The 10,895-nt window shown below is 61.8% G+C and carries 7 protein-coding genes and 1 rRNA gene; 2 read left to right on the forward strand and 6 right to left on the reverse strand.

What is annotated here, in order from left to right:
- The 3 genes from Q7S58_RS14950 to Q7S58_RS14960 all read right to left on the reverse strand — a co-directional run.
- Window positions 1–963 (reverse strand): 16S ribosomal RNA (locus tag Q7S58_RS14950); the annotation flags it as partial.
- Window positions 964–1,311: 348 nt separating this feature from the next.
- A complete protein-coding gene (locus Q7S58_RS14955) occupies window positions 1,312–2,556 on the reverse strand; it encodes an MFS transporter (RefSeq protein WP_304827338.1) in 1,245 nt (414 codons plus the stop codon).
- On the reverse strand, window positions 2,553–3,218 hold the full coding sequence (locus tag Q7S58_RS14960) for an anti-sigma factor domain-containing protein (protein ID WP_304827341.1): 666 nt from the start codon (window positions 3,216–3,218) through the stop codon (window positions 2,553–2,555). The genes Q7S58_RS14955 and Q7S58_RS14960 overlap by 4 nt, the downstream gene beginning before the upstream one ends.
- A gap of 188 nt (window positions 3,219–3,406) precedes the next feature.
- On the opposite strand from Q7S58_RS14960, the gene Q7S58_RS14965 reads away from it, so the two are divergent.
- Window positions 3,407–4,456: a 3-deoxy-7-phosphoheptulonate synthase gene (locus Q7S58_RS14965; protein WP_304827344.1), complete on the forward strand. Its 1,050-nt coding sequence runs from the start codon at window positions 3,407–3,409 to the stop codon at window positions 4,454–4,456.
- A gap of 118 nt (window positions 4,457–4,574) precedes the next feature.
- Window positions 4,575–6,764, forward strand: a complete 2,190-nt coding sequence (locus Q7S58_RS14970) for a hypothetical protein (protein ID WP_304827348.1) — start codon at window positions 4,575–4,577, stop codon at window positions 6,762–6,764.
- On the opposite strand, the gene Q7S58_RS14975 is transcribed toward Q7S58_RS14970, so the two are convergent.
- The 3 genes from Q7S58_RS14975 to Q7S58_RS14985 are packed head-to-tail and all read right to left on the reverse strand — an operon-like array spanning window position 6,728 to window position 10,750.
- The gene (locus Q7S58_RS14975; protein WP_304827351.1) at window positions 6,728–7,903 is read right to left on the reverse strand and encodes a hypothetical protein; all 1,176 of its coding nucleotides are present in this window, start codon (window positions 7,901–7,903) and stop codon (window positions 6,728–6,730) included. The two genes, Q7S58_RS14970 and Q7S58_RS14975, sit on opposite strands and share 37 nt — an antisense overlap.
- A 9-nt stretch (window positions 7,904–7,912) precedes the next feature.
- Window positions 7,913–9,331 (reverse strand): MBOAT family protein, encoded by a 1,419-nt coding sequence (locus Q7S58_RS14980; protein ID WP_304827356.1) that lies wholly within the window; start codon window positions 9,329–9,331, stop codon window positions 7,913–7,915.
- A 15-nt stretch (window positions 9,332–9,346) separates the two neighbouring features.
- Entirely contained in the window at window positions 9,347–10,750 is a 1,404-nt protein-coding gene (locus tag Q7S58_RS14985) for a nicotinate phosphoribosyltransferase (protein ID WP_304827358.1), read from the reverse strand.
- Window positions 10,751–10,895: the final 145 nt, after the last annotated feature.

The following is a 10,895-nucleotide window of genomic DNA, read 5'->3' on the forward strand; positions in this document are numbered from 1 at the left end:
ACCGCTTGTGCGGGCCCCCGTCAATTCCTTTGAGTTTTAACCTTGCGGCCGTAGTCCCCAGGCGGGGTACTTAATGCGTTAGCTGCGGCACTCAGGGGGTCAACACCCCGAACACCTAGTACCCATCGTTTAAGGCGTGGACTACCAGGGTATCTAATCCTGTTTGCTCCCCACGCTTTCGCGTCTCAGCGTCAGCAACGATCCAGAGGGCCGCCTTCGCCGCCGGTGTTCCTCCTGATATCTACGCATTTCACCGCTACACCAGGAATTCCACCCTCCTCTATCGCGCTCCAGCTCGCTAGTTTCGGATGCACTTCTGGGGCTGAGCCCCAGGCTTTCACACCCGACTTGACAAACCGCCTACACGCCCTTTACGCCCAGTCAATCCGAACAACGCTTGCACCCTCCGTCTTACCGCGGCTGCTGGCACGGAGTTAGCCGGTGCTTCCTTTAAGGGTACCGTCAAAGGTCCGCTGGATATTAGCCAACGGACTTTTCTTCCCCTCCGACAGGGCTTTACGACCCGAAGGCCTTCATCACCCACGCGGCGTCGCTGCGTCAGAGTTTCCTCCATTGCGCAATATTCCTGACTGCTGCATCCCGTAGGACTCTGGGCCGTGTCTCAGTCCCAGTGTGGCTGACCATCCTCTCAGACCAGCTACCCGTCTTAGCCTTGGTGAGCCGTTACCTCGCCAACTAGCTGATAGGACGCGGACCTCTCTCAAAGTGATAGCTTGCAGGAGCAGAGGCCATCTTTTACCTCAGGAAGCGAACTTCCCGTGGTCTTATCCGGTATTAGCTCGTCTTTCGACGGGTTATCCCAGACTCTAAGGCAAGTTGTCCACGTGTTACTCACCCGTACGCCGGTTTACTAGCCGTATTGCTACGACTTTCTCCCACGACTTGCATGTCTCAGGCACGCCGCCAGCGTTCGTTCTGAGCCAGGATCAAACTCTCCATTATAGCTCAGTGTTACCACCGTTCCGAGGTGCGGCTAACGCACCAGAAGAACGGATGGACTGACCGCAATTTCAAAGAAATCGGCCGGGCATCGAGTCCATTCCTGGACCCCCGCCGCCGATTAAGGCATGCACTACTATTCAGTTTTCAAAGACCGACCCTTTCGGGGCGAAAGAAAACATTACCGCTCGATCCGGGTCCCTGTCAACGGGTCTGTAAGGATTTTCGAGGTGAAGTTTCCACAGGCCGCGCCGCAAAGCGCCGCCGAAGATGAATCTACGCATCCGGGACGATGAAGTAAAGACCCCCGCCAAGAAAATCGCATTGTTTCTTTTTTTCTCGCGCGATCTTTCAATTGCGAAATCGCAGCCGCGCATCCGGCTCCGCGATGACGAAATAAATCGCACCCGCAAGCGCGATCGATCCCGACACGATGAACATCGGACCATATCCAAATGTCACCGCCACCACGCCCAACAGGTAAGGTCCTGCCATCCCGCCCAAATCGTACAACGACGAATAGATGCTCGAAGAGCGGCCGGTGGACTTGAGCGGCGTGCGCGCAATCACCAGCGCGCTCAGCGCCGGATACAGGTAGCCGTGCCCGATTCCGCCGATCACCGCGGCGATATCGAGCAGCCCGAATCGTCCGGTACCGGCGAGCAGCGCGAGCCCGATCGCCAGCACCGCGAGCGACGGCGCGAGCGCGCGATTGAGGCCCATCCGGTCCATGACTTGCCCGCCCACCAGCCGCACGCCCACCGCCATCAGGCTGTAGATCGCAAAGTACCAGCCGGCGCGCTGCACCCCTTCCTGGTAGGCGTACGCCGCGACGAAGCTGAGGCGCGACGCAAGCGCCAGCGAGAACATCAGCGTGACGATCCAGAGCGGCATCAGCGCGCGATCCGTCAGCAGCGATCGATAACTGCGGCCGCCAGGCGAATCGCCCGAGGCGTGCGCCGGATGCGGTTGCTCGACCACGAAGCTCACGACGATCGCGCTCGCAACAATCAACGCGATCGCCAGCGCGAAGAAAACCGTAAACCCGAGACTGCGGATCAATTGCTCGCCGACCAGCGGCGCGATCGCGCCCGGCACCATCCCGCACAAACTGAAAGTGGCCATCGCCTCGCCCTCGCGCCCGCGCGGCAGCATCTCGTACACCATCGCGAACAGCGCGACGCGCGCGGTGCCTTCGATCGCGCCGTGAATCGCGCGCACGAGAAAAATCGGCAGGCCAATCGAATGAATCGGAAAGTAGAGCGAGATTGCGATCGCGTCGAGCACGAGAAACCAGAGCGCAGTCCATTTGCGCCCGCGCCGATCGATCAGCGCTCCGACGCCCGGCCGCGCCGCCAGCGCCGCCAGCGAGCCCGTGCCGATGATCGCGCCGATGATGCTCGCGTTGCCGCCAAGTTCGACCACCCACAGCGGAAACAGCACGAACAGATTGGCGGCCATGTTGAGCGCGAAGCTGGCGGCAAATACCAGCCAGAACGCGCGCTCAAAGACGAGCCGCGGATTTTCCGGCGCGTCGAGGCCGTTGGGTGCGCCGCCCGGGTGCTCCGGCAATGCGTTCGCTACTTCAGCTTTCACTTCGATGCCGCCAGATGTCCCCTGAGCGCGAGCGGGCCCGACGGATCGTCGGCATAGGCCTGGTCCTCGAGGGTAATTTCAATCGTCGGCGCGCGCTGGCGCGGCGGCGGCAGATCGACTGGTACCGTTGCGGTTCCGTCCTCGCCGACCAGGAAGTCGGCCGCCCACACCGCCGCCCCGCGCCTCGGCACCCACCAGATTCGGTAAACCTGCAAGTCGCCCGACGGCTTCAGCCCGTTCGCTTCGAGCATCGCGGCGTTCGCCGATTCGCTCATCGCGAGGATCCCGTTGGCGGTGGATTTGTCCGGCGGCGCGAGCTTGATCGTGCGAAGGTCCGGCGCGAACAGAATCTTCTCGAAAGTCTCGCCCACGGTGGCGCGCTCGCGTTCCGATCCAAGTTTGCGCTGAACTACGGAGGTCTGCTTCTTCAGGGTCCGCACGGTCGTGTTGAGCGCCGCGACTCGCCGATTCAAATAATTGGTGCGGCGCGCCAGCGACTTCGACAGCTCGATCGTCACAATTGAACTGGCGATCGATACCGCCAGCGCCATCCCCGCGATTGCTTGCCACAGCCGGACGCGGCGGAGCCGCGGTGGCTGCTCGGCGGTGTCCTCGACCGGCGCCGATGATTCGATTCTTGCGCTCGCTTCGCCCTGGTCCATTTTCAATATCGCGTCACGTCCTCGTTCCTTCCTCGTCACCGCACCGCGACTCAAATGTATGCCCGGGGCACTTCGCGATTCTGCGGATGGCTGCGCACCGACACAAGGCGCTCCGGCCAACGCAATCGTAGCATGCCGCCGGATGGCTTTTTTAGCTCCATCCTTTGAGATAGAAGTAATGTTTGTCTATGCGCCGGATTCAAGACGTACACGTCGCCGCGACCGAGCCGCTGATCGCGCCGCACGTGCTCAAGCGTGAGATGGCGACTGACGAAGCCAGCGTGCGCACCGTGGTCGAAGCGCGCGACACGATCAGCGCGATTCTCGCCGGGCGCGATCGCCGGATGCTGTGCATCGTCGGACCGTGCTCGATTCACGATCCCGAAGCCGCGCTCGAATACGCGCGCCGCCTGGTCAGGCTGAAGGGAAGCCTCGCCGAGCGACTGTTCATCGTGATGCGCGTGTATTTCGAAAAGCCGCGCACCACCGTCGGATGGAAGGGACTCATCAACGACCCGCACATGGACGATAGTTGCGACATGCGTGAGGGGCTGCGCATCGCGCGCAGATTACTGATCGACATCAACCGGATGGGCCTCGCAGCCGGCACCGAGATGCTCGATCCGATCACGCCACAGTACATCGCGGACCTGGTCGCATGGACTGCGATCGGCGCGCGCACTTCCGAATCGCAAACGCATCGCGAGATGGCGAGCGGGCTCTCGATGCCGGTCGGATTCAAAAATACCACCGAGGGAAACCTGCAAGTCGCGATCAACGCAATTCAATCGTCGCGCCGGCCGCATTCCTTTCTCGGCATCACGCAGGACGGTCTCGCCGCCGTGATTCGCACGCGCGGCAATCCCGACACGCATGTCGTGCTGCGCGGCGGCCGCAAGCCGAACTTCGACGCGCGCAGTATCGAGGAATGCACGCGGCTGCTCGCCGAGGCGTCGCTCGAGCCACGCGTGATGGTCGATTGCTCGCACGCGCAGACCAGCAAGGATTACACGAAACAGCCCGCGGTATTTCGGGCGCTGGTCGAACAGATTCGGAGCGGCAGCCGCTCGATCATGGGCGCGATGCTCGAGAGCAATCTCGAAGCGGGCAATCAGCCGCTCAACTCCGATCGCTCGAAACTTAAGTTCGGCGTATCGATCACCGACCCGTGCATCGATTGGCCGACGACCGAGCAATGCCTCCTCGAGGCCGCCAAAATGCTCGCGGCCGCGGGCTAGCGGTAGCCGACAATTCTGCGCATCGCCGCTCGCGCCAATCGTCGAACAGCCAGCGCGCGCCGGCCAGACTGACCCGCCGTCCGTGACAACACCGCAAACATCGGAAAGCCGCGCCCCGATGCGCCGCCAATCATTGCTGGCGTTCGCGCTATTTCTTGGCGCGTCGCTGCTATTTTTCGCGCGCGGTTTGTGGGGCCATTTCGATACGGCATACGTCGGCGGCGGCGGCGATCCACCGGTTTACATGTGGTGCATCCGATGGTGGCGCTACGTATTCGCGCACGGCGTCAATCCATTTTTGACCGATCTCGTATGGGCGCCGCGGGGCTTCAATCTCGCGTGGATAACCCTGATCCCGCTGCCGTCGTGGATCGCGATCCCGTTCGCTTCAATTTTCGGTGAAGCCGCCGCCTACAATCTCCTCTGCCTGATCGCGCTCCCGCTCGCCGCACTCTCGACGTTCTTGCTATGCAGAAAATTGTCGCGCGCGTTCTGGCCGTCGATCCTCGCCGGCTACATCTTCGGCTTCTCGCCGTACATGCTCGGCGAGCTTACCGGTCATCTCGTCTTGATCGCTGTGTTCCCGATCCCGCTGATCGTGCTCGCGGCGTTGAACCGCCTCGACGGTTCGATCTCCGCTCGCCGCTTCACGATTGAAATCGCCGCCCTGCTGACTGCGCAGTTTCTATGCTCCGTCGAATTGTTCGCAACGCTCTCGATCTTTGGCACGCTCGCACTGATGCTCGCGATTGCGCTGTCACACAACGAAGTTCGCGCGCGGCTTACGGGATTAATCGCGCCTACCGTCGCCGGCTACGCGATCGCGATCGCAGTCATCTCGCCCTACCTCTATTACATGCTCGCGATCGAATTTCCGCACGCGCCAATCTGGCGGCCTGAGGATTATTCCGCCGACGTGCTCGGATTCTTCGTGCCTACCGGCGCGGTCTGGCTCGGCACTTCGCGCGCTGCGACCGCAATCGCGCAAACCTTTCCCGGCCGCATCTACGAGAACGGCGCCTACCTCGGCCTTCCACTGATCCTGATGGTCGAAGTGTTCCGGCGCGAATACTGGCGCACGGCCGCGGGCAAGCTGCTCACGAGCATGTTCGTCCTCCTGCTCATCGCCGCGATCGGCCCCACACTTCATATCGCCGGCAAACCGGGCATCCCGATGCCGTGGATTCTCGTCGGCCGCTTACCTCTGATCTCGATCGCACTGCCGGTGCGCTTCATGATGTACGCGTTTCTCGTAGTCGCGATCATGGCCGCGATCTGGTTCACCGAATCATCGATGCGAATCGTTGCGAAGTGCGCACTGGCCGCATTGATCGTAATTTCGATCGCGCCGAATCCGGTTGCATCATTCTGGACAACTCCGCTCCATCTCCCCGGCTTCTTCGCCGACGGCGCCTATAAGAAAGAATTGTCGCCCCGCGAGATCATCTTGCCCGTGCCGTTCGGCGCGAAGGGTGCCGGGATGTACTGGCAGGCCGAGAGCAACATGTATTTCCGCATGGCGGGCGCGTGGACTGGCGCGATGCCGTTCGAGTTCATGCGGATGCCGCTCACCAACTACTTCGACGGCGCGATCGATTTGCCCGAGGCGGGCGAGCAGTTGAAGGCATACGTCGCGCGCTTCGACGTGCAAACCGTCATCGCGGATCTTTCCGACCCGCATTTTTCGGTTTGGTCTCAAATGCTCGCGGCGCTAGACGTCCCGCCAATCAAGGAAAGTGGCGTGTGGCTGTACAAGATTCCGCCCGACGGGTTCGCTGCATATCGCAATCTTTCGAGCGCCGGAATTGAAGCGCGCGCCAATGCGCTCCGATTCGACGCGATCCTCGAAGCAGCCGGAAATTTTCTCGACGCCGGCAATGACTCTGCGAAAGTATCGCCGCGGGAACTGAAGCGCCTGAACCTGCTGCCGCGCGATTGGCTGATTGATACGACTCCGCAAGCCTTTGCCGATTGGAATATCGGCGCGGCCGGCCAAGATACAATTGCGATCGCAATCGTGGGCTCCGACGAGGGCGTCAAGCCGTTGATCGATCGCTACCAGAGATTCGCGTCGGAAATTCTCTACCCGGCGCCGGCTCGATGGCGCCCCGAATCGACGCCGCCCGCGGACGTGATGCGCACGCTGCTGCTCGTGTTCGATCGAGCGCATTTGATCGCCGTGGCGAGGCAACTGAAATCGTCGCCGCCGCTCGAACGCACGACATCCTTTCTCCAGGGCGTACCCGTAGCAGCATCCGCGAGCAACCCCGTTCACCTCGACGCCCGGTCCTCGCCGATTTCCAGATGACCCTGTCCGCGCCGCACGATCGCCGCGGCCGCCAGCTTCGAGTAACGCGTCGCGACGCTGCTCGCCGCTCCACGCATCCGGTCTTGCTCTGCGAGCGCTCTCTCGACATTCGCGCCGTTGACGTACATAGCGCTTTCGATAATCGCGCGCGTCTGTTCGTCGCACGGTGCGTCCTTTTCTCCGAGCACGATTCGAAGCATCATCTGGCCCGCCGCGACCTTGAAGTGCATCACGTGCATGAACAGTTCGTCGGTGCGCGCGATCAGGTTGTAGCCCGAGAAATCCCAGAACGGCGCGACCGACGCGAGTTCACGCTTGAAATTTTGAAAAGTTTCCCACTGGCCGCCCTGTCGAATCAGCTCGAGTTCGTACTGGCTGAATGGCGGCACGAACGGAATCACCTCGACTCCTCGCTTCCGCGCGTGATCAACCGCCTCTCGAAATTGCTTCATCGTGTCGCTCGAAAACCTGTAGGTCGAGTACGCCGGCAAATCCTGCGCAAGCTGCTCCTCGACCTCCGCGGCGCTGACGCTATGCAAGCCGTGGTCGCGCGTCGCCTTGAACTGGCGGCAGATCATCGCCATCGGCCACGGCATCGCAGCGGTCATGGTCGGCGGCAGTTTTTTCGCGCCGCGCCGCGCCCGCCCGTAGTATTTGTAGCCGTCGCCAAGCGTATCGAGGCTTAGCAGCGTGTCCTCGAATTTCAGCGCGATGCTGCCGGCGATTCGCCGATCGAAATTCGAATCGTGCCGCTTCCATTTGCGATCGAATGCAAAAAAATCGACGCCCCAGATAATCCGCTTCAGGCGCGGATTTGCGAGCGCAACGTCAAGCTCACGCGCAAGCTGCGAGATCGTCGCGCCGCTCAGCGCCGCGTTCAGAAAACCGTCGCGCTCGCCCTGCTCGATATGCATCCCCATGTAAACCCGGGAGCTGCCGAGCAACACCGTTTCCGGCTGAGCCGTTCTGAGCAGATAGGGCATCACGACCCGCTCGTGCTCGACCCGCCGGAAGATCGGATCGATCCACGCGCTGCGCCACGCGCCGTAGGGATTGAACAGGTAGTTCGCGACGACTCCGATCGCCACGACCAGCGCAGTCAGCACGAACATCAGGATCAGGCGGCGCCGCGTCGTCAATTCGATTCCTCAGAACTGAAAATAAATGAACGGCGGCGGATTCGACATGCTCATGATGCTCAGTCCCGCAAGCAACGCGAACGTCGCCGCGTAGCCGAGATCGCTCCGCCACTTGTGCGCCATGATCGCCTGCCGATTCGGGCAGTAGAGCACCAGCCCGAGCCCGATCGCGATCGTGCGCACCTCGTGCCATCCGATACTCCGGCGCGCCGTGGACCAACTGAATCCGCTGAGCCCCGCCATGGCCTTGAGCATTTCCGCAGCGCGCGAAAAAGTCGGCGACCGAAAGAACACCCACGCTGCCGTTACCAGCAGAAACGTCAGCGTCCACGCGAGCGGTCCGGGCAGGCGCCGCTTCGACGCCACCCACATGTGATTGATCGCGAGAAACGCGCCGTGCAACGCGCCCCAGATTACGAACGTCCAGTTGGCGCCGTGCCACAACCCGCCGAGCAGCATCGTGATGAACAGGTTCAGGTAGCGGCGCGCTTCGCCGCGGCGGTTTCCTCCAAGCGGGATGTAAAGGTAATCGCGCAGAAAGAACGATAGCGTGATATGCCAGCGGCGCCAGAACTGGATGATATCGCGCGCCTGGTACGGCGAATCGAAGTTCTCGGGAAACTTCACGCCGAACATTCGCGCGAGCCCGATCGCCATGTCGGAGTAGCCGGAAAAATCAAAATAGATCTGCAGCGAGAACGCGAACGCCGCACCCCACGCGTCCCAGAACGACAGCGCGCTCGCCTTGTCGAACAGCGGATTCGCGATCGCGCGATAGCTGTCCGCGATGATCACTTTCTTGAACATCCCGATCGCAAAGATCATCAGGCCTTCGCTGAGATTCTCCGCCGTCAATCGAAAATGCGTTTCGCGATTCAATTGCGGATAGATTTCGTCGTAGCGCACGATCGGTCCGGCGATCAGATGAGGGAAAAAAGTGATGAACAAGGAGTAGCTGACGAAATCGCGAGCGCCCGGCTCGCCGCGATACGCGCTGGTCAGGAAGGTGATCTGCTCGAAGGTGAAGAACGATACGGCCAGCGGCAGGATCAAGGGCGCCAGACTCCAGTTCGCGCCGATGATCGCGCCGGCGCCCTCGACCAGGAAATTTCGATACTTGAAGTAGCCCAGCAACGCGATATTTACGGCGATCCCGATTCCCAGCAGCAGCCGGCGTCGGCGCGACTCGATCGTCGCGGAATTCTCGACCGCCGGAGGAACCAGCAGCAATGACCACAGAAAATTGAAGCCGATCGAAAATAAAAAAAGCAGCAGGTAGTGCCAGTTCCACCACGCGTAAAAGAACAGCGACGCGAAAATCAGGAACGCGCCGGCGGCGCGCCTATTGCCGGACGCGGTGAGCATCCAGAAGGCGATCAATACGAACGGCAGGAATCCGAATGCGAACTGATACGAGTTGAACAGCACCGTCGTTGCGCGCGTCTAGTCCTGGCGTTTGTCCACGCGCAACTTTTCGCTGATCACCAGCGCGTTCAGCGCCGCCGTCTGACGCACCGAAAATTCCGCGGGCCGCTGCAAGGTCTTGTGCCGCGCGTCGAGCGCCGTGAGTCCGTTCATCAGGCGCTCGCGGGCTTCGTCGATCGTCGGCCGCGGCATGACCCGGCGCCCGCGTTCGACGATCGTCTCGAGCAGCGCGACCGTTTTCGCCGGCGCAGGCCTGAACTCGCGCGCGACCGTCGTGATGCTTTCGTCGGCGATTCCGACCATGTCGGCGTAGATCGCGCCAGTCGCCGAATGCGCGCGAAACAATTGCTTGCGTCCCGGCGTCGACGCCTTGTTCTGCGACATCTTGAGCCGCGCGTGACCCGCATACTCGACCAACTTGTACACAAAGTCGGCGGCCGGCGCGTCATCGCTCACCGCCAGCGACGTCCCCACTCCGAATGCGTCAATCGGCGCGCGCGAATCGACCAACTCCGCGATCTTATACTCATCGAGATCGCCGCTCGCGACGATCGCGATCTCCGGGAAGCCTGCCGCGTCGAGAATCCGCCGCGTCTTGCGGCTCAACTCCTGCAAATCGCCGCTATCGAGCCGCACGCCCTGAATCTTGACTCCGCGCTCGCGCATCGCCGCTGCAATCTGAGCCGCATTCTCGACGCCCCGCAGCGTGTCGTAAGTATCGACCAAAAGCGTGCTCAGCGTCAGGAAGCTGGCGGTGAAGTCGCGGAACGCATCGCGCTCATGCTCGTGCGCCATCACAAAACTGTGGCTCATCGTGCCGTAAACCGGAATACCGTAGCGCTTGCCCGCGAGCACGTTCGCCGATCCGTGGAAGCCCGCGATATAGCTGGAGCGCGCCACGATTAATGCCGCGTCGGCGCCCTGCGCGCGCCGCGGTCCGAAGTCCACCAGCCGCCGTCCGCCCGCCACCGAAAAACATCGCGCCGCCTTGGTCGCGACGATCGACGCGAATCCCAACTGATTCAGCACCAGCGTCTCGATCAGTTGCGCCTCGATAATCGGCGCGCGAATTTCCAGAATCGGTTCGTTGGCGAAATACAAGGCGCCTTCCGGAATCGCGCGCACCGAACCGGTGAAGCGCAGTCTCGAAAGGTAGTCGAGAAATTCCGGCTTGAAGAGTTGGAGCGATTCGAGATGCGCGATCGCCTCCGCGTCGAAGCGATACTCCTCGAGCGCCTCGATCAGCCGCTCCACGCCGGCCGCGACCATGTAACCGCGGCCAGGCGGCATCCGGCGCATCGACAATTCGAACGACGCGGTTTCGTTGAAGCCATGCTCGAGCAACGCGGCGCCGACCGCGAGTTCGTACAGGTCCGTGAACAGCGCCACCTCACTCGGATCGAGTCGAAGATCAATCGGCATGCGGGGGCGTCCTTGATTCGCGCGGCAGCAGTGCGGTCCTCAACGCGGCGGCTCGGGCGGCGCAGGCGGCGGATGCGGTGGCAGCGATTGACCCGCTTCCTGGACGACGCGCGTTTCCGCGACACCGCGATCGTGCTGGATATTC

It is taken from the genome of Candidatus Binatus sp., assembly GCF_030646925.1.
GTDB lineage: Bacteria > Desulfobacterota > Binatia > Binatales > Binataceae > Binatus.

Bases quoted from the DNA above. Each gene is read 5' to 3' on its own strand.
- Q7S58_RS14965 (WP_304827344.1), top strand. From the start codon at position 3,407: ATGCGCCGGATTCAAGACGTACACGTCGCCGCGACCGAGCCGCTGATC.
- Q7S58_RS14970 (WP_304827348.1), top strand. From the start codon at position 4,575: ATGCGCCGCCAATCATTGCTGGCGTTCGCGCTATTTCTTGGCGCGTCG.
- Q7S58_RS14960 (WP_304827341.1), bottom strand. From the start codon at position 3,218: ATGGACCAGGGCGAAGCGAGCGCAAGAATCGAATCATCGGCGCCGGTC.
- Q7S58_RS14985 (WP_304827358.1), bottom strand. From the start codon at position 10,750: ATGCCGATTGATCTTCGACTCGATCCGAGTGAGGTGGCGCTGTTCACG.